The following is a 23,770-nucleotide window of genomic DNA, read 5'->3' as shown; positions in this document are numbered from 1 at the left end:
GTCGCGCGCCATACCCCGCCGCTTCTTTCCTTCGCTCTCGTGTCTCGCCGGGGATGTCATGCTAATGATTTCTGCGATCGTCTCGGGCCTGGCTGTTGGCAGCATGTACGGCCTGATCGCGCTCGGTTTCCACGTTACCTACGTCGTCTCCAACACCGTGAACTTTTCGCAAGGCTCCTCCATGATGCTCGGGGCCGTGCTGGGCTATACCTTCGCCGTGACCCTCGGCTGGCCAATGCCGCTTGCTGCCGCGCTGGCGCTGGCGCTGTGCGCGCTGTTTGGTCTGGTCGTCGAGCGCGCACTGGTACGGCCTTTCGCCGAGCGCGGCTCGAACGCCTGGCTGATGGCGACCGTCGCCGGGGGCATTGTCCTGGACAACATTGTGCTCTTCACCTTCGGCAAGGAGCCGCGCGCTTTTCCATCGGTGATGGGCCAGACCCGCGTCGAGATATTCGGCACCGGCGTTTATGTGCTGCAACTCATCATTCCGGTTGTCGGGATCGCGGTCACTTTGGCCCTGCGCTATGCCTTCACCCACAGCCGGGCCGGCAAGGCGTTGCTCGCTGTCGTGCAGAACAAGGATGCCGCGCGGCTGATGGGTATCAATGTGCGCACAGCCATTGCGTTGTCCTACGCGATATCGACGGCGTTGGCCGGACTTGCCGGCTTGCTGATCGCGCCGCTGTTCAGCGTGCATTCCGACATGGGGACTCTTTTTGGCATCAAGGCCTTTGCGGTGGCGATCCTCGGGGGATCACGTCGGCATCGGGCGTGATGCTGGCGGGCCTGCTGTACGGCCTGATCGAAGCGATAGTGACGGCTTTTGCCGGTTCGACCTATACCCAGATCGTCGCCTTCACCACTGTCATCCTTGCGCTGGCGATTATGCCCAACGGCATTCTCGGCCGTGCCGCAATCAACAAGGTGTAAGGTGATGCGATCCTTCGCCCCCTCGTTGACGACCGTAGCGATCGCGCTGCTGACCGTGGCCGCGCTGGCGCTGGTGTTGTGGACTGAAGGCTACATCCATTTCATCATCGCGCTGGTCGCCCTGACCACGGTGGTTGGCGTCGGCCTCAATGTGTTGCTGGGATTAACGGGGCAGGTCTCGCTCGGCCATGTCGGCTTCTACGCCATTGGCGCCTATACGGCCGCGATCCTGACCGTCAAAGGTGCGAGTTTCTGGCTGGCCTTTCCGCTGGCCGGCCTGATGGCCGGGGCGATTGGAGCGGTGCTGGCATTGCCGGCCCTGCGCGTCACCGGGCCCTATCTTGCCATGGTGACAATTGCCTTCGCCTTTATCGTCCATCATACGGCGGTGGAGTGGAAGGACCTCACCGGCGGCCAGAACGGCCTGATAGGTCTTGTTCCGCCGCAATTCGGCGGCCGTGTCTTCGCGGAACGGGAACTGGCGATGCTGGCGATCCTGCTCGCGGCAGGATCGCTCTTCCTGTTCGCCAGGCTGGCTGCGAGCGCCTGGGGCAAGGCGATGGTCGCGGTGCGCGACAGCGAAACCGCGGCGCGCTCCATTGGCCTCAACCCCGTAACCGTCAAGACGGCCGCTTTCGCGGTGTCGGCGGTGTTCGCTGGGCTGGCGGGCGCGATCTTCGCGCCGCTGATGATGTTCGTGGCGCCGGACTCATTCCCATTCTCTCAGTCGATCCTGTTCTTGCTCGCCGTCATCGTCGGTGGGGCAGGGTGGGTGTTCGGCCCGGCAGTTGGCGCCGCGGTGACGGTGATGCTGCCCGAACTCCTGTCCGGCATGGCCGAGTACCGTCTGCTGTTCGTTGGCGCGTTGTTGTTGCTGGTACTGTGGCTGGCGCCCGAAGGCGTGATCGGCACGCTCGCCCGCTATGTCCGACGCACCGAACCCGCGGGTGCGCGGGACGATCGGGATTTCGATCTGGCGGCATTTCTGGGCGGTACGCAGCGCCATCGTCTCGAGGTGGCCGGCATCGGCATTTCGTTCGGCGGCGTCAAGGCGGCAAGCGGTGTGAGCTTCATCGCCGAGCCGGGCCGTGTCACCAGCGTGATCGGTCCGAACGGCGCGGGCAAGACCACCGTGCTCAACATGATCGGCGGCTTTTATCGGCCGGACAGCGGACGCATCGTTCTTGGCGACGCCGATCTCGCGGGCGAGCCGACCTGGCGCATCTCGCGGGTCGGTGTGGCGCGCACCTATCAGACCACGCAGTTGTTCGGCGAGATGAGCGTGCTCGACAACATTCTGGTCGCGATGCGCCGCGGCAATCTCGGTAACCCTGTCATCACTGCGGCTGCCGGGGAAGAACACCGCGCCGCCGAAGCGCTACTGTCGTTTGTCGGCTATCGGGGCGCGCTGGCCGCGCCGGCGGGCGGCCTGCCGCATGTCGATCGCCGGCTCGTTGAGATCGCCCGCGCATTGGCGACCCGTCCGCAGGTCCTCCTGCTCGACGAGCCTGCGGCCGGCCTGATGCAGGCCGACAAGGCCGCGCTCGGCAAGCTCATCCGCGGGCTGGCCGATCTTGGCCTCGCGGTCATTCTGGTCGAGCACGACATGGCGCTGGTCATGGGCATATCCGACCAAGTCGTCGTGCTGGACGCCGGCGCGGTGATCGCGTCCGGCGCGCCTGCCGAGATTCGCGTCAATCCGCGCGTGATGAAGGCCTATCTGGGCGACAGCGGCATGCGCGCTAGGCCGCGCGCCACGCCGTGGAATGGTTCGCAGGATGCGATCCTGACCTGCCTGAAACTCACCGCCGGCTATGGCGCCGCGCCCGTCCTCGACAATGTGTCGTTCACCGTGAAGCCCGGCGAGATGGTGGCCTTGCTCGGCTCCAATGGCGCCGGCAAATCGACGGCGATGCGCGCCGTCACCGGGCTGCTGCGGCCCGTCGATGGTTCGATCGTGCTGGACGACAACCGCATCGATGCGTTGTCCGCCGACCGGATCGCCGCGTCGGGCCTCGCCTTGGTGCCGGAAGGCCGGCAGGTGTTCCCCGAATTGACCGTGCGGGACAACATCCTGCTCGGCTCCTATACGCGCTCAGACGCCGACCGCGACAGCGAACTCGAAGCCATGCTCAAGCGCTTCCCCCGCCTGCGCGATCGGCTGACGAGCCGTGCCGGGCTTCTGTCCGGCGGCGAGCAGCAGATGCTGGCCATTGCCCGCGGGCTGATGGCGAAGCCGCGCATTCTGCTGCTGGACGAGCCTTCGCTCGGGCTGGCGCCGGCGATGATCAATGAACTGTTCGATGTCCTTGCCGAATTGCGCGATGACGGCGTGACGATTTTGCTGGTCGACCAGATGGCCGCGCTGGCGCTCAGCGTTGCCGACCGCGGCTATGTTCTGGAGTCAGGCCGTATCGTTCGCGACGATACGGCGGCGGCACTGGCGCAGGATCCTGCGCTCGAGGCGGCCTATCTCGGCCGTGCGGAGGCTGCGCAGTAAGGCCATGGCGTTCGACTTCATTCTTCGTAACGCGCGCATTGCCGGCCGCAGCGGCGAACCCGTCGACATTGCCATCAAGGACGGCCGGATTGCCAACATTGCACCCGCGATTACGGACGATGCACCGTCGGAAGATGCCGGCGGCCGGCTGGTGGTGCCGGGCTTCGTCGATACGCACATCCATCTCGACAAGTCCTGTATCCTCGACCGCTGCCGCAGCGAGCAGGGCACCTTGCCGGAGGCGATCGCGCAGGTCGCGGCGGCAAAGCGCGCCTTCACCGAGGACGATGTCTACGCACGCGGCAGGCGCACGCTGGAGAAGGCCATCCTTCAGGGCACGACGCATATGCGCACCCATGTGGAGGTCGATCCCCGCATCGGACTGACGAGCTTCAATGCCATCAAGCGGCTCAAGAACGACTACGCCTGGGGAATCGATCTGGAAATCTGCGTGTTCCCCCAGGAAGGGCTGATCAACGATCCTGGCACAGAGGAGTTGTTGATCGACGCCTGTGAAAATGGCGCGGACCTGATCGGCGGGTGTCCGTACACCGACAGCGATCCGAATGGGCAGATCGCACGCATTTTTGCCATCGCCAGGCGGTTCGACATCGACATCGACTTTCACCTCGACTTCGACCTCGATACATCCTGGATGGATATCGACGAAGTCTGTCGCCAGACCGAGGCGAGCAGCTACGGCGGGCGCGTTGCGGTCGGCCACGTCACCAAACTGTCGGCGCTGCCGGCGGAGAAGCTTGAAGCCGTAGCCAAGCAGCTTGCCGCCGCGGGCGTCGCAGTGACGGTTCTGCCGGCGACTGACCTGTTTCTCATGGGCCGTGGCAGCGATCACAGCGTGCCACGCGGCGTCACGCCGGCACACCGACTGGCCGCGCATGGCGTGACTTGTTCGCTCGCCACCAACAATGTGCTCAATCCATTCACGCCGTTCGGCGATTGCTCGCTGGTGCGCATGGCCAATCTTTACGCCAATATCGCACAGACCGGCACAATGTCCGACATCGCCGGTTGTCTCAATCTGGTGACGGCGTCACCGGCGCGGCTGATGAACCTTGCGGGCTACGGCATCGAGGTCGGATACCCGGCCGATCTCGTTGTGCTCGACTGCCAGAGCGAAGCCATGGCAGTGGCCGAAGTCGCGCAGCCGCTCATGGGTCTCAAGAATGGGCGAAAGAGTTTCGTCCGGCCTTCCGGCTTCCTTTGTTTCCCGATGTGAAAGGCTTGGGCCGGAAACGGGTAAGGGCCGGCAACCCGTCCCTGGGCACCATCTCCAATTCGGACATAGACGTTAAAGCTGGGCCCTAACGTTTTTCGGGGAGGTGCCGAATTGTCGCTTGAAGGCGGTCGCGAAATTGGCGGCACTGGCATAGCCGGCAATAAAAGCTGCTTGCGCGACCGAGACGCCTTCGGTTTCGAGCGCCTGCCGCGCACGATGCAACTTGCGGGTCCGCGTATACTCGAACACCGTGGTGCCGTGCATGGCGCGAAACAGCCGCTGCAAGGTGTTAACGCCGATGCCCACATCGCGAGCGATCGCTTCCAGAGACAATGGCCGGTCCAGGTTCGCTTCAAGAAAGCTGCATACCATGGCGACGCGCCGGTAGTCGTGCGGACGCAGCGTGCCCGAGGCCGGCTCAGCGGCTGACCGCGTGACGGCCTGAAACGCCTCACCGATGAACTCGATGGCGCGGCTTTCGCAATACAGATTGTGCATGAGCGGCAGCAGCACGGGCGGATGCAGCATCTGCTCCGCGATCGCGACAAGCCGTGGTGAGGGTTGCCACCGGATCGATGAGAGATGATCGCGGGCGAACTGAAGAACCGAAGAATGGTTCTCCAGACCGTCGAAGCCGACATTCTCCAACCACTCCGGACTGATGTTGATGGTCACCTTGCGGATGCGATCGCCGCGTGCCGAATAGCGTACAAAAGAGTCTGGCCGCGTGCGACAGGTAGCGACAGCTTCAAGGCCATTCGGCCGGTGTTCGGCTGCCGTGCCCATGAAGAAAGGTCGATCGCCGACCCACGTCTTGGCACCGCCGTTGAGAAACAGGGCGAATGTCATGCCGGGCGGCTGAACCGCCTCGGATTTGAGATCGTGAAGCTGGCGCATGTCCGTGGCGTGCAGGATTAGCCCGGATCGCAACTGCTCGCGCCGGAAGTCGCCATGCAGCACGACATCATCGTCGCCAAGTTCCGGCTGTAGCAGCCTAAAGTTGCTGCCGCCGATCTCCGCAAGCACCTTGAGTTGCCTGTGCCGCACGTTAGGGGCCGACGATGATGCCGGCGGAAGCGTGCCCCTGTCCTGCAGCTTGCCGTTCGACGATGTGCTGTGCGAATTCATGGCAGAACACTACAGCAGAATCGACGCTGCCCGAAGTGTTCGGTACGCATAGGCGATCGTCCTTAGAATAAATCTATTCCAAACTACGTGCCGTGCCGAAGTAGTGCGTGCTTCGCAGACAAAAACTGGTTTAAGAAGTGTTTGATTTGACGATACAACAAATGAAATACGCTGTCGTGCAAACGTATTTTGTCTGGAGAGTCATGGCATCTGGCGGTTAGCTCCACCGGGCTTAAGGCCGAAAAAAAGCGGCGTCCGCGAACCGTGTACCGGCGTTGGACCTGCGTGGCTGTCGAGCCGTACTCGGGTTTTTTGGGGGCTAATTCGATGATGGAGTTCTTCGGCGACGTTCGCCGCGACCGGTGTGTGTTGCTTCTGACGACCACGATTCTGGCAGGCATGTACGGAACTGCGGCGATGGCGCAAACCGTGTTGCCGACCATCGAAGTCCAGGGCGAACGCAGCGCGGTTCAGACCGAAGGCGTCGACAGCTACACGACGCCGCGCACCACCATCGGCAAGGATGCCCTGACGCTGAAGGAAATTCCTCAATCAGTAAGCGTGGTGACCCGCCAACGCATCGAGGACCAGAACATGATAGCGCTGGAGGATGCCGCGCGCGCCGCGCCGGGCGTCGTCATTTTCCAGAACGACCGCGGCCGCTCGTCGATCTTCTCCCGCGGCTACGAGTTCCAGATGTTCAGCATCGACGGTTTGCCGGCGCCCATGAACAGTATTTACGGCACGCAACCGGATCTTGCCCCGTTCGATCGCGTCGAGATTTTACGTGGCGCGGCTGGCTTGTTCGCCGGCACCGGCGAGCCGTCGGGCACGCTGAACGTCGCGCGCAAGCGGGCTCAGAGCAAGTTCGGCGCCTCGGTGAACGGCACCATCGGCTCCTGGAACACCTATCGCACCGAGGCGGACATTACTGCGCCTCTGACCCAGTCGGGCAATGTTCGCGCCCGCGCCGTCGGCGCCTTCACCGACAATGACTCGTTCGTCAACAAGGCCGACAATCAGTCCAAGGTCGGGTACGGAACGGTCGAGGTCGATCTAACGCCTCAGACCACGATGTCGCTCGTAGCGATGCATCAGGACAGGGATATGGTGCCGCAGAACGGATTGCCGACCTTCGCCAATGGTGCGCTGCCCGACGTGTCGCGCTCCACCTTCAGCGGCCGTAGCTGGAACTACTTCAAGAACAGGGTCGACGATTATCTGGCGGAATTCGAACATCGCTTCGACAATGGCGGACATGCCAAGGCCGGTATCCGCTATTCCGATCGCTTCGTCGATTTCAAATATGCTTACGGATCCAGCGCCATTAACGCGGCTACCGGCAATTACAACTCGACGGTATTGGCGCGTCAGTACTGGGAGAAGTCGTTGTCGGCCGACGCGCATGTCAGCACGCCGTTCGCCATGATCGGCCAGACGCACAATTTCATGCTCGGCGTCGACTACCGCCGCTTCGATCAGAAGCTTTACCAAGGGACCGCATCGAACGGCACCAACAACATCTACAATCCGACGGACTCAGCGGAGCCATCGATTGCATTGACGCCGCAGACCCAGGTCAAGCCGCAGCTGACCGGCTTGTATAGCCAGTTGCGCTTCAAGCCGGTTGAGGCGATCACGACCATTATCGGCGGCCGCATGAGCTGGTACGAACAAGATACGACGACGCTGACGACCGGTGCGGTGGCGAGTGTCAAGGACAACGGCAAGGTCACGCCTTACTTCGGTCTTATCGTCGACCTGACGTCGAACGTATCGGCCTATGGCATCTATACGGAGATCTTCCAGCCGCAACCGGGAAGCCTCACCGTAAACGGTGACAATGTCGATCCGCGGACCGGCGAGCAGTACGAAGCCGGCCTGAAGGGATCATTCTTTGGCGGCGCCTTGAACACCAGCCTCGGCTTCTTCATCACGCGGGATAAGAATCGCGCGGTCCGCGATCTCACGAACACGGCTTATGTGGTCGCCTCCGGCGAAGTCGAGGTGAGCGGCATTGAAGCGGAAATATCCGGCCAGCTATCGCCGGGCTGGCAGGTGCAGGCCAGTTACGCCTATACCGACAGCCAATACCTGAACACGGTCACGTCAAGCACGGGGACGACCTACACCGCGGGTCAGAGCTTTAGCCCCGGAACGCCGCGGCACTCGTTCAATGTGTGGAGCAAGTATGAATTCCAGGATCCGAAGTGGCAGGGTCTGCACGTCGCCGGTGGAGCCCGTGTCCAGAGCGAGATTTCCGCGCTGGTCAGTTCGACGGTCCAGATCATTCAGCCGGCTTTTGCCGTATTCGATGCTCAGGTCGGCTACAAGTTCAATAAGAACCTGGAAGCGACTTTTACGGTCAACAACATCTTCGACGAGATCTATTTCACGCGTGTCGGCTCGGTCTCGACCTTCAACTTCTATGGCGAGCCACGCAGCTACTGGCTGAAGGTCGCGGCCAAGACGCAATAGTCGCCGATCGGCGAAGAACGTTCCGGTTATGGTATGCAATCCACGTTAATAGATGGGGCGGCTGGCAACGACCAGCCGCCTTCGGCTGTTGTTCTGCCGGGCGCTGAGCAGCGCGCGGTGCGTGCGCGTGGCGGCGGCGAGTATCGCATTTTCATTGCCCGTCCGGCGGCGGGGATTCCGGCGCCCGCCGGCGGCTTTCCGGTCATCTATGCGCTGGACGGCAATACCTCGTTCGCAATTTTGGCCCAGATCGTTCGCGCGCGTTCGTCCGGCCCTTTTGCCGGCATCGAACCGGCCATTGTCGTCGGTATCGGCTATCCGACCGATGCCGCCTATGACATGGACCGTCGAATCTTTGACGACACGCCGCCTGCGAAGGTGCTGCGGCTGGCGCCACGTCCAGATGGCACGCCATGGCCCGCGGTCGGCGGCGCTGACCTGTTTCTCGACTTTATCGCCGCCGAACTGATGCCGGCGATCCTATGTGACTGTCGTGGCGACAGGAATCGTCAGGCCTTGTTTGGTCATTCGCTCGGCGGATTGTTCGTGCTGCATGTGTTGTTCACCCGGCCGTCGCTGTTCCGGCACTATGTGGCCGCCAGTCCATCGATCTGGTGGAACAACTGCTACATCCACGAGGAGGAGCGGGCCTTCACGACCGGTCTGCGGTCGCAGGCCGCCGACGCCGATCTTCTCATTGCCGTGGGCGGTGAAGAGCAGACGCTGACCGCGGCGGAACGAGCGCGGCCCGACTGGGAAGCCCGCGCGTTATGGAAAAGCCAGAACCGTATGCTCGACAATGCGCGCGCGCTGTCGCAGCGGCTCGTCGTGTTCGAAACGTCCGGTCTGCGCACGAGTTATGTCGAGTTCGCCGGCGAGGACCACGGCTCGGTCGTGCCGGCGGCACTCAGCCGCGCTGTGACGTTCATCTTGTCGGCAAGGAGATCGCCGTGACCTCTGCATTTCGCTTCTTGATCGGCGCCGCGCTGCTGGCGGCAGCATGGCTTGGCACGCCGGCGGCGCCAAAGGCGCAGGAAAGCATCACGTTGACGGATGTCGCCGGCCGCACGGTGACGGTAAAGCGGCCGGTCAAGCACGTGATCCTCGGCGAGGGACGTCAACTTCTGGCGCTTGCGCTCCTCCACCCCGACCCGGTTTCGATTCTGGCGGGCTGGCCGGCGGACCTGCAACGACAGGACAAAGTCACCTACGATCTTTATCGCCAGCGTTTCCCCGGTCTCGACCGGGTGCCGATCATCGGGCGCGGCAGCGCCGATACGTTCTCGATCGAGCAGGCTTTGGCGGTTCAGCCCGATCTGGCGATCCTGAGCGGCGGTTACGGACCGTCGTCGCATTCGCCTGAAATTCTCAGGCGTTTAGAGGCTGCTGGCATTCCCGTAGTATTCATCGACTTCGTAGCCAAGCCTCTGGAACATACGCTGCCGAGCATGGAGTTGCTTGGCAAGGTGCTGGGCCAGGAGGACAGGGCGGCCGCATTCATCGACTTCTATCGTAGCCACATGGATCGTATCGCCAGACGCTTGCGCGAGGCCGATCCGCCGAAGCCGACTGTGCTGATGCATGCCCATGCCGGACTTCAGGATTGCTGCAATTCGCCGGGCCGCGCCACGATCGGCGCCTTCATCGACGCCGCGGGCGGAGAGAACATCGCGGTCGGCGTCGTCAAGCAACTGTTCGGCAAGCTCAATCTCGAATATGTCATCGCGAAGAACCCGCAGGTCTATGTCGGCACCGGCGGAATTCACTTGCAGGGCACCGGCGGCCTGGTGATGGGGCCGGGTATTCCCGAAGAGGTGTCGCGGAAATTTCTGAGCGAGGTCGTGCAACGCCCCGGCATTGCCCAGCTCGACGCCGTGAAGAACGGCCGCGTCTATGGCCTGTGGCACTTGTTCAGCAACATACCGATCAACTTTCTGGCCGTTGAGGCTCTGGCGAAGTGGTTTCATCCGAAGCTGTTCGCCGATATCGATCCCGATGCCAGCCTGCGCGAACTTAACGAGAAGTTCTTGCCGGTGCCGATGCACGGCACCTATTGGATCGGCCTGAAGTGACCTTCCGGCCGGGCGAGGAAGCCGCATGACGAATTTGAGCGCCTCCGCTTCCGTCGCGCTGACCGGGCATCGTCGGCTGGTGCGCGCGCGCATCCTGTGGCTGCTTCTGCTCGGCGCCATCGCGCTGGCGAGCTTTCTTGCCGATGTCTCGACCGGACCGTCGTCGCTGACGGTCTATGACGTCGTGCATGCGCTGCTGCGGCCGCGCGAAGTGAGCGCCGGGACGCGCGTCATCATCTGGGACGTGCGCCTGGCACAGGCCATCCTCGCGCTGCTGGTTGGCATGGCGCTGTCGCTGGCCGGCGCCGAAATGCAGACCGTGCTCAACAATCCGCTCGCCAGCCCCTTCACGCTCGGCATGTCGTCGTCGGCAACCTTCGGCGCGGCGTTGGCGATCGTGCTGGGTATCGGTCTGCCCGGCGTGTCGCCGAACTGGATCATTTCGGTCAATGCCTTCGTGTTCGCATTCGGCTCGACCCTGTTGCTGCAATGGCTGGCGCGGTTGCGCGGCACCGGCGGCGAAACCGTCGTGCTGTTCGGCATTGCGCTGTTCTTCACGTTCAATGCGCTGGTGGCGATCATGCAGTTCATCGCTAACGAACAGGCGCTGCAGCAACTCGTGTTCTGGACTCTCGGCAGTCTCACCCGCGCCGACGGCGCCAAGGATGCGATCCTGGCGATCGTCGTGGCGGTCGTGTTGCCGTGGTCGCTGGCTTCGTCATGGAAGCTGACGGCGCTGCGGCTTGGCGAAGCCCGGGCGCGCAGTTTTGGCATCGATGTCGCGCGACTGCGCTTCGTGTCGCTGATGCGGGCGAGCCTGCTCACTGGCGTCGCGGTCGCCTTTGCGGGCACCATCGCCTTCATCGGTCTGGTCGGGCCTCATATCGCACGCCTCCTGGTCGGCGAGGACCATCGGTTCTTCTTGCCGGCGAGCGCGCTGGCAGGCTGTGCGGTGATGTCGCTCGCCTCCTGCGCCAGCAAGCTGGTCGTGACCGGCATGGTGCTGCCGATCGGACTTGTGACGTCGCTGATCGGCGTGCCGTTCTTCCTGGCGCTCATCATGGCGCGGCGGGAGCGGCACTGATGCCGGACATGACGCTCATCGTCAGGAACCTGTCGGCCGGTTATCCCGGCCGGCCCATTATTCGCGATCTGACCTTGCCGGAAATTACGGGCGGCGGAGTCACCGCTCTGGTCGGCCCGAATGCCGCCGGCAAATCGACTTTGTTGCTGGCGCTGGCGGGTCTCTTGCGTGTCCGTGGCGAGGTGAGGTTCGGCGGGCACGATCTCCTGCGCCTCGGCGCGGCCGAACGAGCGAGCCTCGTCACCTTCATGCCGCAGGCCTTGCCGCAGGGCGTGGCGCTCACGGTTCTCGATTCCGTCATCGCCGCGTTCAAGGCGTCGGCTCTGGACGAATCCGGAAGCGACGACGTCCGGCGCCGCGCGGTGACGACGCTCGATCGGCTCGGCATTGCGGCGCTGGCGCTGGAGCAACTTGACCGGCTCTCGGGCGGACAGCGCCAGCTTGTCAGCCTGGCGCAGGCGCTGGTGCGGGAGCCGCGGCTGTTGCTACTCGACGAGCCGACCAGTGCGCTCGATCTGCGTCATCAGGTCATCGTGATGACGCTGGTGCGCGCCTTGGCCGCCGAAGGCCGCGCTGTCGTCGTCGTCATGCACGATCTGAACCTCGCGGCACGCTGGGCCGATCGCGTCATCGTCTTTGGTAGTGGCACCGTCGCAGCTGCCGGCAGTCCTGCCGAGGCCCTGACGCCGGAGGTGATTGCAGAAGTCTATGGCGTCGCGGCGCGCGTGGAACGCTGCTCGCAATCCTCGCTTCAGGTCGTTGTCGACCGCGCATTGCCGGATAGAGTTTCATCATGACTGGAAACACATCGGGTGCCACTCTGCCTCCACGGGCCCAGCGCTATCGCGGCATTCGCGTGCTGCGGGTGTTGCGCAAGACGATGGTTACGCCGCGCATGTGCCGCATCACGCTCGGCGGTGAGGAGATCGATGGTTTCGGCGAAGGACCGAATGTCAAGGTGCTGATCCCGCCCGAGCACCTGAAAGCACCGGAATGGCCGACAGTCGGCCCCGATGGACGTGCCGTGTGGCCGGCCGGCGATCGGCGGCCGGCGGTGCGGACCTATACGCTGCGACATCATCGTCCGGCCGCGGGTGAGATCGACATCGACTTCGTGCTTCACGGCGACGAGGGTATTGCTTCGCGTTGGGCGACGCGTGCTCAAGCTGGCGATGTCGTCGGCATCGGCGGCCCGGGAGGACGAACCGTCACGCCAGCGGATTGGTACCTGTTCGCAGCCGATCAGACCGGTTTGCCGGCGGTCTCGCGTATACTCGAAACGCTGCCGGCGGAAGCGCGCGGCCGTGCCTTCATTGCGCTGCCCGACATGACCGAGCGTCAGGAAATCGGTCATCCCGGCATCGAGGTGACGTGGCTCAAGGATGACGCGACGATGGTACTTGCGGAATCTATCATGGCGCAGGCACTACCGGCGGATGCCAGACCATTCGTCTGGGCCGGTTGTGAATCTTCAGTGATGCGACAAATTCGCCAGCATTGGCGCAGTGCCGGAATCGACCGCCGGCAGATCCTTGCCATCAGTTACTGGCGGCGCGGCATGTCGGAAACGGCCTTCCATGATGCCTTCAATCACGATCGAGACGAAGATTACTATTTGGCGGGATAAGCCTTTAAGACGTCCTGGAAACCGTCGTCCGGTTCGAGATCCGGACGAGATCGACACCTACGCCGGCACGCCCTGCAAGCTGATTGATCGGGTCCCGGTGCGCATGCCTCTGAAGTATCCCGTCGGCCGGTCGAGATCATCCAGGGTAGGGCGGTTGTCGTGGTTCTTGCTCTTGCCGGTGAGCTTTAAGATACGAAGCGCCTTCACGGCGTTGTCGAACTCGGTCTTTACCAGCGGATACTTCTAGGCAATCTCGGCGAAGTCGAAGATTGGCGATAGATGTGACAGGCGCAACGGCCCCCTTCAATTGTCTAACTTGAGACCTTAGCTAAAAAGAAACGCGTCCAAGGCGCGGTTGAACTGCTCTGGCTGGGCAATATTGGGAATGTGGCCGGCACCGGCGATCTCCACCAGGCGCGATCCGGCGATGGCATCGCGCATGCGCGCCATGGTCTCCGGTATCCTGCCGTCGTCCTTGCCGACGATCAGCAGCGTCGGCGCCGTGATACGGGGCAGCACATCGACATAAGCGTAATTTTGCAGCGCGCGGGCACAGGCTTCGAACCCGGCGAAAGGCGTTGTTGCGATCATCTTGCGCACGCAGTCGGCGCGACCTTCCTTGACCTGATCGGACGAGAACCAGCGGGCGACCGTGGCGTCGGCGAAAGCCTCCATGCCGTCGCGGCGCGCCATCTCGATGCGTTCTTCCCAGCCGGCTGCGCCGGCCGGCGCGGTGGCGGCCTGGCCGTCGCAGAGCACCAGGCGTTCGATGCGCTGCGGATGCTTCGCATAGAGGTCAAGTCCGGTCGGCACGCCCATCGACAGGCCGACGAAGGTGCATCTGTCGATGCCGAGATGATCGAGCAGGGCAGCGACGTCGCCGCCAAGCTGATCGAAATTGCAGGGCGCGGACGGCACGCTCGATCCGCCTTGACCGCGCTGGTCGTAGCGCAGCACGCGGAAATCCGCCGCGAGAGCCGCCGCCTGATCGTCCCACAGCGACAGATCGGTACAGATCGAATTGCTGAACATGATCCACGGCGCGCCGTTGCGGCCATCGATCCGATAGCGGATTGAAACTCCGCCACGGGTGAAGGTGTTCGTCTCGCTCATTCTCTGACTCCGGCATGCGATTTCGCTGTTTGACAGAACATCGACCGTGGTCAAAAATCAATGACCTAGGTTATGAGATTATAGCGTCCCGCCTCGTTGAAGGCGCGGCCGGGGAGGATGGAATGAGCTTGTGGCCCAATGGGTGCATGTTCGCCTGCGCGCTCGCTGCAATCGCTTTTGCTGCGCCGGTACGCGCGGACGATGTCGTGGTGAAATCGGTGATCACTGGCGATGCCACGATCAGCTATCGCGCGCAGGGCCAAGGCCCGCTGATCTTGTTCATCGCCTCGACCGGGCGCGGCACCGAGGAATTCGGTGATCTGGCCAAGGACTTGGCGGAGCGCGGCTATCGCGTGTTGAGGCCCGAGCCGCGTGGCATCGGCGCCAGCAAGGGGCCGATGACCGGTGTGTCGTTTCACGACTTCGCCAACGATTTTGCGGCCGTGATCCGCAACGAAGGTGGCAAGGCCATCGTCGCCGGCCACGCTTATGGCGGCTGGATCGCACGTACGTTGGCCGCCGACCATCCGGAGCTGACGCGCGGCGTCGTCCTGGTGGCTGCCGGCGCGCGGAAGTGGCCGAAGGAATTGAGCGATGCCATCACCCTGATCAACGATCCGGCCTCGACGCGCGAGCAGCGGCTCGCCGGCTTGCGGCTGGCGTTCTTCGCCAAAGGCAACGATCCGACGGCGTGGCTCGACGGCTGGCATCAGGATGTCACCAAAAGTCAGCGCGCGGCTCGCAAATTGACGAAGCAGGCCGACTGGTGGGCGGCGGGCAAGGCGCCGATCCTCGATCTGCAAGGCGGCGCCGATCCGTTCCGTCCTGCTGAATCGCGGAACGAACTGAAGGCCGAATTCGGCGACCGCGTCACGGTCGCCGTCATCGACAATGCCAGCCATGCTTTGCCGGCGGAAAAGCCGGCCGAAACGACCAAGGCAATTGCCGACTGGGCCGATCGGCTCGGCAAATAGCGCGTTCACCGCGCGTCGTCAGCGGCCGACGAATACCGGCTTGCGCTTTTCGACGACGGCGCGCGTTGCTTCGCGCGCGTCTTCGGTCGCCATCAGGCGCGTGCTGTATTGCTGTTCGCGGGCGTAGCCGTCTTCTACCGGCATGAACTCGACCTCATTCAGCGCCTGCTTGCCGAGACGCAGCCCGAGCGGCGCTTTCTGCGCGATCACCTTGGCAAGATGATCGACTGTGGCGCCGAGCTCTGCGGCCGGCACGACTTCCTCGACCAGGCCGACGCGATAGGCTTCCGCCGCAGTGATCGGCTGGCCGGTGAAGAACATGCGTCGCAGCATGCCTTGCGGTATGAGCCGGCCGATATGAGCGCCGCCGCCACAACGGCCGACATTGATTTCCGGCAAGCCGAACGTCGCGGTTTCGCTGGCGATGCGCATGTCGCACAGCGAGGCAATGACGCAACCGGCGCCGAGGGCAGGGCCGTTCACGGCGGCGATCACCGGCACCGCGGCATGGCGGATGGCGCTGAAGCAGCGGCGGATGATGGCGGCGCGCTTGGGGTCTTCTTCCACGGTCGCGGCGAGGAATTCGTTGAGATCGAGGCCGGCGCAGAACGCACGCGTGCCCGCCGCGCCCAGTACGATGCAATTGACGTCGTGCCACTCACGGGTGCTTTCGAACAGGTCGGCGATCTCGCCGTAAAGCTGTAGCGTCAGCGCATTGACGGGCGGACGATCGAGGGTGACCCGGGCAATGCGGTCGGCTTTCTCGATTTTCAGTGTCATCCTCGGTGTTCCCTTGGCTACGCCGCGATGGGGCGGCTGTTGCCGGTTCTATACAGAAGGCGGATGCCTTGCGCACCTAAAAACTAGGTCTATGAGTTTTTACATTTGTTGATATTGCTATCCCAGTGGCAGGTGTGGTTGAACTGATCCGCCATAAAAGCTAATAAGCTATGCTTTACAATAACAGAGGAAGCATGTCCCGCAAGGAAGACGACGCGGCCGAAAATGTCCGCATGATCCGCGACAGCACTCGCGCCGTGGTGGCTGCCGACGGCAGCCTCGCTCGCATTCGCGCGCAGCGCTTTCAGGAGCCCGGTTTCGATCCCGCGATATTTGCCACCATGGCCGAGATGGGATGGCTGACATTGCATCTGCCGGAAGAGGCGGGCGGGCTCGGCCTCGGCATGGCGGAATATTGCGCGCTGACGCAGGAGCTCGGCGCCGGGCTGGTGCCCGAGCCGCTGATCGGCGCCGCGCTGGCGGTTCGCATGGCCGGTGCCGACTTGTCCGCTACGGGAATTTGCATCGCGGCGTGGCAGGATGAGGCAAACGAACTCGGTTGGCGGAAGTCATGCATCGAGGGCGGCCGCATCACCGGCAGCAAGCATTTCATTCCGAACGCCACCGGCGCCGACAGCTTCGCCGTCGCCACCGCCGACGGCATCGCCATTGTGGCGAAGGATGCCTTTGGTCTCCGCGTGACGTCAGAGTGGACGCAGGATGGTTGCGCGCTCGGCACGCTGGAACTCCGGGACGTCACGCCGCTGGCGGTTCACCCCGCCGACGCTGTCGATGACGCGCTCGACGAGGCGACGCTCGCCACCGCGTCCTATCTGTTCGGCCTGTCCGAGCGGGTCTTCGCGATGACGATCGACTATCTGAAAACCCGCAAACAGTTCGGCCAGCCGATCGGCAGTTTCCAGGCGCTGCAGCATCGCGCCACCGATGTCAAGGTTCAGCTCGAACTCACGCGTGCCTCGATCGCATCGGCTGCCGCGGCGCTCGATACCGGTGCCACGAAGACGACACGCGCCGCCGCGGTGTCGCGTGCCAAATGCCGCGCCAATGATACGGCATTGCTGGTATCGCGCGAAGCGATCCAGATGCATGGCGCCATCGGCTTCACTGACGAGTACGACGCCGGTCTGTTCGTGCGCAAGGCGATGACTTTGTGCAACCAATTTGGCTCCTCGGCCGTGCACCGCAGGCGTTTTGCTACCTTACTGAAGGAGGTGGCGTGATGTCATTTGCCGCCACTGAAGACCTGCGCGATATGCCGGACGACGACTTCCGCGTCCTCGTGCGGCGATTTGCCGAAGAGAGTTACCCGAAGGACATGCCGCGCCACTCGCAGCGACGGCTGCACTGGCGCGAGGTCAAGCCGTGGTACATGGCGCTGTCGAAGCGCGGCTGGCTGTGCCCGAACTGGCCACGAGACTACGGCGGCATGGGGCTGTCGGCGTCCAAACAGCTGATCATGATCGAGGAGTTCGGCCGCCACGGCTGCGCCCGCGTCAACGACATTGGCATCGTCATGCTTGGACCGTTGCTGATTCACCACGGTACGGATGAGCAGAAGGCGCATTTCCTGCCGAAAATATTGTCCGGCGAGCATATCTGGGCGCAGGGCTACAGCGAGCCGAATGCCGGCTCCGATCTCGCTGCCGTGCGCACCGAGGCCGTGCTCGACGGCGATGAATGGGTGATCAACGGGCAGAAGACCTGGGCGACGCTCGGCAACGATGCCAACTGGGTGTTCATCCTGGCGCGTACCGACAAGACGGCGAAGAAGCAGGCCGGTATCAGCTTTCTGCTGGTGCCGATGGACGCGCCTGGCGTCACGGTGCGGCCGATCGAGAACCTCGAACTGTTTGACGAGTTCAGCGAAATTTTCTTCGACAATGTCCGCATCCCGAAAGACAACCTGGTCGGCGAGGTCAATGGCGGCTGGACCATCGCCAAGGCGTTGCTCGGTCACGAGCGCGTCTTCATCGGCGCACCGCGGCTGTCGGCCAATGCGCTGACGCAATTGCGCGCGCTGGCAACGCGCATGGGCGTCACCGGCGATCCGGCATTCGAAGACCGCTTCGTGCGGCTGAAGCTCGACCTCGATGATCTCGCGGCCTTGTTCGAAAGCTATGTCGACAAGCTGCGCCGCGGCGAAACCATCGGCGCCGACGTGTCCATTCTCAAGATATTCCAGAGCGAGCTGTTCCAGCGCATCTCGGAAGAAATGCTCGAGGTCGCCGGCGAAACCGCAGGTCTGCGCAAGCCGCTCGATGGCGACGCGCGGCTGCATGCCGCCGGCGCTTATCTGATGGCGCGGCCGACCACCATCTTCGGTGGCTCCAGCGAAATCATGCGCAACGTGCTGGCTAAGGCCGTGCTCGGTTTGCCGAACTGAGATATCGAAGGGCGAGCGATGACCGATCGTTCCGACAAGCCGCGTGTTGCCATGCTGGGTGCGCTGGCGCCCGATCTGCGCGCGGGACTGGCCGAGCGGCTCGACCTCGTCGCGCCGGACCAACTGCCGCAACTTCCCGCCGCCGAGCGCGGCGGGATCAAAGGCGCCGTGACCATGGCGATGCAGGGCGCGCCCGAGGCGCTGCTCGATCTCTTGCCGTCGCTGACGACCCTGGCGAGCTGCGGCGCCGGGCTGGAGAAGTTCGACGAGCCGGCGCTGAAGGCGCGCGGCATCGCGCTCTATCCAACGCCGCACGTCATGACCGAGGACACCGCCGACATGGCCGTGGCGCTGGTCTACGCGGTGGCGCGCGACATCGTCGCCGGCGACGCCTATGTGCGCAGCGGGCGGTGGAAAAATGGCCGGCGCAGCCGCGCCACCCGTGTCGCCGGCAAGCGCGCCGGCATCGTCGGCCTCGGCCGCATAGGTCGTGCTGTTGCTGATCGTCTGGCCGGCGTCGGTCTTAACGTCAGTTACCACGGACCGCGCCCCAAGTCGGGCCTGCTGTATCACTATGTCGCTGACATCGTTGCGCTCGCCGCGGCCGTTGATTTCCTGGTGATGACCTGTCCAGGCGACGAGACGACGCGCCACATCGTCAATCGCGATGTGCTGCGCGCACTGGGGCCTAGCGGCTTTCTCATCAATGTGTCGCGCGGCACGGTCGTTGACGAAGAGGCGCTGCTCGAGGCGCTCGAGAACAAGACCATCGCCGGGGCAGGGCTGGATGTCTTCGCACAGGAGCCGGTGCCGAATTCGCGCTTCCTCGCGCTCTCGAATGTCGTGCTGCAGCCGCATGCTTCGGTGCTGACGCACGACAATCTGCGCGAACTGGTCGACGAGGTCTGCCGCATACTTGGCGCATCGGCACAATAAATCATAAACATGATTTATTGACATATTATCCCCGAGGCAGGTAACGTTTCGCCAACAAGCCGCCGGAAGGCGGCAAGGGAGGATGACTTTGAAACTGCACTGGTCGCCACGCTCGCCTTTCGTGCGCAAAGTGATGATCGTTCTGCATGAGACCGGTCTGACCGACCGCGTGACCTGCGTGCGCTCGCCGGTGGCCGTAGCCGCGGTGCCAAATCCCGATGTGCTCGTTGACAATCCGCTGGCCAAGATTCCGACTTTGGTGCTCGACGACGGGCGGACGCTGTTCGATTCCGCGGTCATCTGCGAATACCTCGACGCCATCACGCCGCAGACGCAGCTCGTGCCGCTGGGTCTCGATGGCCGCTTCGAATGCCTGCGTTGGCAGGCGTTCGGTGATGGTCTGATTGATGTGCTGCTGTTCTGGCGTATCGAAATGGCGCGCGGCGACAAGGCGAGCCAGGTCATTTCCGACGGCTACGACGTCAAGGTGCGCGCCTCGCTCGCTTGCCTCGAACAGGAAATGCCGCAGCTTGCCGCGCGCGATTTCGGCCTCGGCCATGTCGCCATCGCCTGCGCGCTCGGCCAGCTCAATTTCCGCTTCGCCGGCTGCGGCTGGGAAGCCAAACATCCGCGGCTCGCCGCCTGGTACGACGCGCTGCAGTCGCGGCCGTCGATCGCCGCCACCGTCGTCAAGGACGACAATCATCTGGCGATGGGCGACATTGTCATGCCGCTGCGCTTCGAGGCGGCGTGATGGCGGGGCCGCTGTCCCATATCCGCGTGCTCGATCTCAGCCGCATCATGGCCGGGCCGTGGTGCGGGCAGGTGCTGGCCGATCTGGGCGCCGATGTGATCAAGATCGAGCGCGCCGGCGTCGGCGACGACACGCGGCGCTGGGGTCCGCCTTATCTCAAGGACAAGAGCGGCGCGGCGACGAAAGAGTCGGGCTACTACCTGTCGGTCAATCGCGGCAAGCGCTCGGTCGAGCTCGATCTTGCCAGCGCCGAAGGGCAGGAGATCGCCCGGTCCATCGCCGCGGAGTCCGACATCCTGCTCGAGAATTTCAAGTCAGGGGATCTCGCGCGGTACGGCCTCGGCTATGACGATCTCAAGAAGATCAATCCGCGGCTGATCTATTGTTCGATCACCGGCTTCGGCAGCGACGGCCCCAAGGCCAAGGACGTCGCCTACGATTTCATGATTCAGGCCATGGGCGGCCTGATGAGCGTCACCGGCGAGGCCGATGGCGTGGCTGGCGGCGGGCCGCAGAAGGTCGGTGTGCCGATCATCGACATCGTCACGGGCATGTATGCCGCCGTCGGCGTGCTGGCGGCGCTGGCGCGACGCAACGAGACCGGCATTGGCGACTTCATCGACCTCGCCATGCTCGATGTCTCCACCGCGATCCTCGCCAACCAGGCCATGAACTATCTGGTGTCCGACACGGTGCCGGTGCGCCGCGGCAACAAGCATCCAAACATTCAGCCGCAGGACGTGCTCGCCGTGAAAGACGGCCACATCGTGCTCGCGGTCGGCAATGACGAACAGTTCGTGCGCTTTGCCGATACCATCGGCCGGGCGGATCTCGCCGCCGACGAGCGCTTCCGTCTCAACGAGGCGCGGGTGCGCAATCTGCCCGAGCTGATGACGATCATCAGCGGGCGGCTGATGCAGAACACCGTCGATTTCTGGCTCAACGCTTTCCGCATTGCCAACGTACCGTGCGGGCCGATCAACACCATCGATCGCGTCTTTGCCGAGCCGCAGGTCGAGCACCGCCAGATGCTGCGCCATCTGCCGCATCCGCTGGCCGGCACGGTGCCGCAGGTGGTGAGCCCGCTGCGGTTCCAGAATTCGCCGCTGAGCTATGACGCGGCGCCGCCGCTGCTCGGCGCACATACGGCGCAAGTGCTGGCCGAGCTCGGCATCGGCAAGGCGAAGCCGGACGACGCGTGACACGCGACGTTTGGGCTTCAACGAACGAACAGATAACTGGAGAGCATTCCTTGGCGACACCGGCGCGCATTCCTCTACCCGAACCCGACACGATGACGCCGGAGCAGAGGAAGGTCCTCGAGGCGGTGCTGAACGGGCGTCGCGGCGCGCTGATCGGGCCGCTGCGCGCGGCCTTGCACAACCCCGCGCTGGCCGATCGCTGGCAGCAGCTCGGCGAAATCCTGCGCTTCAAGACGGTGTTTCCACCGGCGCTCAACGAATTGGCGGTGCTGGTGACGGCGCGGCGCTGGAATTCCGAGCTCGAGTGGGTGATCCACGCAAAGGCGGCGCGCGATGCCGGGCTGCCCGAGCCGATCATTGCCGCGATCCGCGATCGCCAGTCGCCGGTGTTCGCCGATGAGGCCTGTCGCGAGGTCTACGACTACGTGCGTTCGCTGCAGAACGACGGCACGGTGTCGGACGACTGCTACGACGCCATCGTCAAGCGCTGGGGCGCCGTCGGCGTCGTCGAGCTCACCGCGCTGACCGGCTACTACGTCATGGTGTCGCTGACCCTGAACGCGCACCGCATTCCGCTGCCGGAAGGCCACAAGCCCGAACTCTATCCGACCGGCCCGAGCGATCCGACGCTGACGCCGATCCCGGTCTCGGCCGGCCGCTAACAAGAAAACCGAAGGGAGACGTCAATCGTGAGCGCTGAAACGATCATCACTTGTGCGGTCACCGGGTCGAGCCTCACGCCCTCGATGTCACCTTATCTGCCGATCACGCCGGAGCAGATCGCGAAAGATTCAATCGACGCCGTGGCCGCCGGCGCTTCGGTCGTGCACCTGCACGCCCGCGATCCGAACGACGGCCGGCCGACCAACGATCTTTCGGTGTGGAAGGAGTTCGTGCCGGCAATCCGCGCCAAATGCGATGGCATCATCAACATGTCGGCGTCGCGCGGCGCTACCGCCGATGAGCGCCTGTCGGCGGTGCTGCCACTGCGGCCCGAGATTGCCACGGTGATCGTCGGCTCGATGAATTACGGCCGCTTCCGCAAGGCCGAAGATCAGAAGGCCATCGAGTTCAAATATCAGTGGGAGCGCGATCTGCTCAGCGGCCCGGACGCCTACGAAGTCGTGACCTCGAACACTTTCGGCAAGATCGGCCGCATGATCGACATGCTGATCGACGCCGACATCGCCATGGAATTCGAGTGCTACGACGTCGGCCATCTCTACATCCTCGACTATCACCTGCAGTCGAAGAACGTAAAGAAGCCGATCATCGTCCAGTTTCTCACCGGCATCCTCGGCGGCATTCCCTCGGAGGTCGATCATCTCGTCCATCTGCGGCAGACCTCGGAACGGCTATTCGGCCGCGATTGCATCCTGTTCACGCACGGCACCGGCACGCGCAACATGCGCGCGGCGGCGACCGGCGCGCTGATGGGCACGCATGTGCGGGTCGGGCAGGAGGACAATCTGTTCGACAGACCGGGCGTGCTCTTCAAGTCGAACGCCGCGCAGGTGGAGAAGGTCTCGCGCATTCTCAATGACCTTAACTGCAAGATCGCGACGCCGGCCTCGGCGCGCAAGATCCTCGGTCTCGGCGAGAGGGTAGCGCTGTCGTGATCCGCTCCTGGCAGATCGGCGAGGCGATGGTCGTCGGCCTGACCGAATATTTCGGTCCGGTCCACGTGCCGAGCCTGCTGTTTCCGGCCATGGATCACGACGTGCTGCGCGGCTTGCGCAGCCAGTTCGAAGGCGTGCACTGGTTCGAGAGCGTCGATCGCCTGGTGATCGGCTTCCAGATCTGGATACTGCATCACGCCGGCCGCGTTATTCTGATCGACACCGGCGTCGGCAATCACAAGTCGCGCACGACGCCGCGCGCCAACAAGCTCAACACGGTGGTGCCGGCTTGGCTGGCCGCCGCCGACGCCGGTCCGGATCAGGTGACCGATGTGGTCATGACCCATCTGCACAGCGATCACGTCGGCTGGAACACGCAGCTCGATGGCGAGCGCTGGGTGCCGACGTTTCCGAAGGCGACCTATCACATCCCGAAGGACGACTATGCCTGGTTTCGCGAGTTCAATCTTAGCGGCAGGGCCAAGGACGGCGGCTCGTTTTACGACAGCGTCGAGCCGGTGGTGGAAGCGGGCCTTGCGCGCTTCGTGTCGCCGGGCGACCGCATCGCCGGCTGCCTCGATGCCGTGGCGGCCTTTGGTCACACGCCGGGGCACCTGAACTACTGGCTGCAATCCGGCGGACGGAGCGCGGTGTTCGCCGGCGACGTGCTGCATCACCCGGTGCAGGTTTATCGCCCGGCGTGGAATACGGTGGTCGATATCCAGCCGGAGATCGCCGCGGTGACGCGTGCCGCGTTTCTCGAACGGGTTGCCGACAGCGGCAGCTTGGTCATGCCTTGTCATTTCGGGCCGCCGAATTGCGGTTTCATCCGCCGCGACGGCGATGGCTATGCCTTCACACCGGCCGGAGGCGAGCTCTCATCCGGATTGGCGGCGCAAGACCCGTGGTCGCGCCATGCCGCTTGAATTTGT

20 protein-coding genes and 1 pseudogene are annotated in these 23,770 nt (G+C 63.7%); 18 read left to right on the top strand and 3 right to left on the bottom strand.

Features of this window, described 5'->3' with window-relative positions:
• Positions 1 to 58 precede the first annotated feature (58 nt).
• The 3 genes and pseudogenes from E8Q40_RS14995 to E8Q40_RS14985 all read left to right on the top strand — a co-directional run bounded on the left by E8Q40_RS14995 (position 59) and on the right by E8Q40_RS14985 (position 4,667).
• Positions 59 to 930 (top strand): annotated as a pseudogene (locus E8Q40_RS14995) (branched-chain amino acid ABC transporter permease).
• A 4-nt stretch (positions 931 to 934) separates the two neighbouring features.
• Positions 935 to 3,430: a branched-chain amino acid ABC transporter ATP-binding protein/permease gene (locus tag E8Q40_RS14990; protein WP_137045299.1), complete on the top strand. Its 2,496-nt coding sequence runs from the start codon at positions 935 to 937 to the stop codon at positions 3,428 to 3,430.
• A 4-nt stretch (positions 3,431 to 3,434) separates the two neighbouring features.
• A complete protein-coding gene (locus E8Q40_RS14985; protein WP_137045298.1) occupies positions 3,435 to 4,667 on the top strand; it encodes an amidohydrolase family protein in 1,233 nt (410 codons plus the stop codon).
• 72 nt (positions 4,668 to 4,739) lie between these two features.
• On the opposite strand, the gene E8Q40_RS14980 is transcribed toward E8Q40_RS14985, so the two are convergent.
• Positions 4,740 to 5,627: a helix-turn-helix domain-containing protein gene (locus tag E8Q40_RS14980; RefSeq protein ID WP_168197852.1), complete on the bottom strand. Its 888-nt coding sequence runs from the start codon at positions 5,625 to 5,627 to the stop codon at positions 4,740 to 4,742.
• Positions 5,628 to 6,122: 495 nt separating this feature from the next.
• Here E8Q40_RS14980 and E8Q40_RS14975 point away from each other — a divergent pair, with 495 nt between their 5' ends.
• The 6 genes from E8Q40_RS14975 to E8Q40_RS14950 all read left to right on the top strand — a co-directional run bounded on the left by E8Q40_RS14975 (position 6,123) and on the right by E8Q40_RS14950 (position 13,056).
• Positions 6,123 to 8,273 carry a TonB-dependent siderophore receptor gene (locus tag E8Q40_RS14975; protein ID WP_137045296.1) on the top strand — a complete coding sequence of 717 codons (2,151 nt, stop codon included), beginning with the start codon at positions 6,123 to 6,125 and terminating at the stop codon, positions 8,271 to 8,273.
• A gap of 117 nt (positions 8,274 to 8,390) precedes the next feature.
• Entirely contained in the window at positions 8,391 to 9,227 is an 837-nt protein-coding gene (locus E8Q40_RS22250; protein WP_246662862.1) for an alpha/beta hydrolase, read from the top strand.
• The gene (locus E8Q40_RS14965; RefSeq protein WP_246662861.1) at positions 9,224 to 10,345 is read left to right on the top strand and encodes an ABC transporter substrate-binding protein; all 1,122 of its coding nucleotides are present in this window, start codon (positions 9,224 to 9,226) and stop codon (positions 10,343 to 10,345) included. The genes E8Q40_RS22250 and E8Q40_RS14965 overlap by 4 nt, the downstream gene beginning before the upstream one ends.
• 25 nt (positions 10,346 to 10,370) lie before the next feature.
• Entirely contained in the window at positions 10,371 to 11,429 is a 1,059-nt protein-coding gene (locus tag E8Q40_RS14960; RefSeq protein ID WP_137045293.1) for an iron ABC transporter permease, read from the top strand.
• On the top strand, positions 11,429 to 12,226 hold the full coding sequence (locus E8Q40_RS14955; protein WP_205995547.1) for an ABC transporter ATP-binding protein: 798 nt from the start codon (positions 11,429 to 11,431) through the stop codon (positions 12,224 to 12,226). The genes E8Q40_RS14960 and E8Q40_RS14955 overlap by 1 nt, the downstream gene beginning before the upstream one ends.
• 98 nt (positions 12,227 to 12,324) lie before the next feature.
• A complete protein-coding gene (locus E8Q40_RS14950) occupies positions 12,325 to 13,056 on the top strand; it encodes a siderophore-interacting protein (RefSeq protein WP_246662860.1) in 732 nt (243 codons plus the stop codon).
• A gap of 324 nt (positions 13,057 to 13,380) precedes the next feature.
• On the opposite strand, the gene E8Q40_RS14945 is transcribed toward E8Q40_RS14950, so the two are convergent.
• Positions 13,381 to 14,169 (bottom strand): alpha/beta fold hydrolase, encoded by a 789-nt coding sequence (locus E8Q40_RS14945; protein WP_137045291.1) that lies wholly within the window; start codon positions 14,167 to 14,169, stop codon positions 13,381 to 13,383.
• 122 nt (positions 14,170 to 14,291) lie between these two features.
• On the opposite strand from E8Q40_RS14945, the gene E8Q40_RS14940 reads away from it, so the two are divergent.
• Positions 14,292 to 15,143 carry an alpha/beta fold hydrolase gene (locus E8Q40_RS14940; RefSeq protein ID WP_137045290.1) on the top strand — a complete coding sequence of 284 codons (852 nt, stop codon included), beginning with the start codon at positions 14,292 to 14,294 and terminating at the stop codon, positions 15,141 to 15,143.
• A gap of 18 nt (positions 15,144 to 15,161) precedes the next feature.
• Here E8Q40_RS14940 and E8Q40_RS14935 read toward each other — a convergent pair whose 3' ends face one another.
• A complete protein-coding gene (locus E8Q40_RS14935; protein ID WP_137045289.1) occupies positions 15,162 to 15,923 on the bottom strand; it encodes an enoyl-CoA hydratase-related protein in 762 nt (253 codons plus the stop codon).
• Between the two features lie 194 nt (positions 15,924 to 16,117).
• On the opposite strand from E8Q40_RS14935, the gene E8Q40_RS14930 reads away from it, so the two are divergent.
• The 8 genes from E8Q40_RS14930 to E8Q40_RS14895 all read left to right on the top strand — a co-directional run bounded on the left by E8Q40_RS14930 (position 16,118) and on the right by E8Q40_RS14895 (position 23,764).
• Entirely contained in the window at positions 16,118 to 17,164 is a 1,047-nt protein-coding gene (locus E8Q40_RS14930) for an acyl-CoA dehydrogenase family protein (RefSeq protein WP_205995545.1), read from the top strand.
• The gene (locus tag E8Q40_RS14925; protein WP_246662859.1) at positions 17,164 to 18,327 is read left to right on the top strand and encodes an acyl-CoA dehydrogenase family protein; all 1,164 of its coding nucleotides are present in this window, start codon (positions 17,164 to 17,166) and stop codon (positions 18,325 to 18,327) included. The genes E8Q40_RS14930 and E8Q40_RS14925 overlap by 1 nt, the downstream gene beginning before the upstream one ends.
• Positions 18,328 to 18,345: 18 nt before the next feature.
• Complete coding sequence (locus E8Q40_RS14920; RefSeq protein ID WP_137045287.1) at positions 18,346 to 19,263, top strand: 2-hydroxyacid dehydrogenase; 918 nt, start codon at positions 18,346 to 18,348, stop codon at positions 19,261 to 19,263.
• Positions 19,264 to 19,345: 82 nt separating this feature from the next.
• Positions 19,346 to 20,017: a glutathione S-transferase family protein gene (locus E8Q40_RS14915; protein ID WP_205995542.1), complete on the top strand. Its 672-nt coding sequence runs from the start codon at positions 19,346 to 19,348 to the stop codon at positions 20,015 to 20,017.
• Entirely contained in the window at positions 20,017 to 21,219 is a 1,203-nt protein-coding gene (locus E8Q40_RS14910; protein WP_137045286.1) for a CaiB/BaiF CoA-transferase family protein, read from the top strand. The genes E8Q40_RS14915 and E8Q40_RS14910 overlap by 1 nt, the downstream gene beginning before the upstream one ends.
• Positions 21,220 to 21,269: 50 nt before the next feature.
• Positions 21,270 to 21,881: a carboxymuconolactone decarboxylase family protein gene (locus E8Q40_RS14905; protein ID WP_137045285.1), complete on the top strand. Its 612-nt coding sequence runs from the start codon at positions 21,270 to 21,272 to the stop codon at positions 21,879 to 21,881.
• Between the two features lie 27 nt (positions 21,882 to 21,908).
• Positions 21,909 to 22,838, top strand: a complete 930-nt coding sequence (locus E8Q40_RS14900) for a 3-keto-5-aminohexanoate cleavage protein (RefSeq protein ID WP_137045284.1) — start codon at positions 21,909 to 21,911, stop codon at positions 22,836 to 22,838.
• Complete coding sequence (locus E8Q40_RS14895; RefSeq protein WP_137045283.1) at positions 22,835 to 23,764, top strand: MBL fold metallo-hydrolase; 930 nt, start codon at positions 22,835 to 22,837, stop codon at positions 23,762 to 23,764. The genes E8Q40_RS14900 and E8Q40_RS14895 overlap by 4 nt, the downstream gene beginning before the upstream one ends.
• Positions 23,765 to 23,770: the final 6 nt, after the last annotated feature.

This window comes from Pseudolabrys sp. FHR47 (genome assembly GCF_005153485.1).
Classification (GTDB): Bacteria; Pseudomonadota; Alphaproteobacteria; order Rhizobiales; family Xanthobacteraceae; genus Pseudolabrys.
The sequence above is the reverse complement of the archived record's forward strand: the minus strand, read 5'-3'. Positions and strand labels throughout refer to the sequence as shown.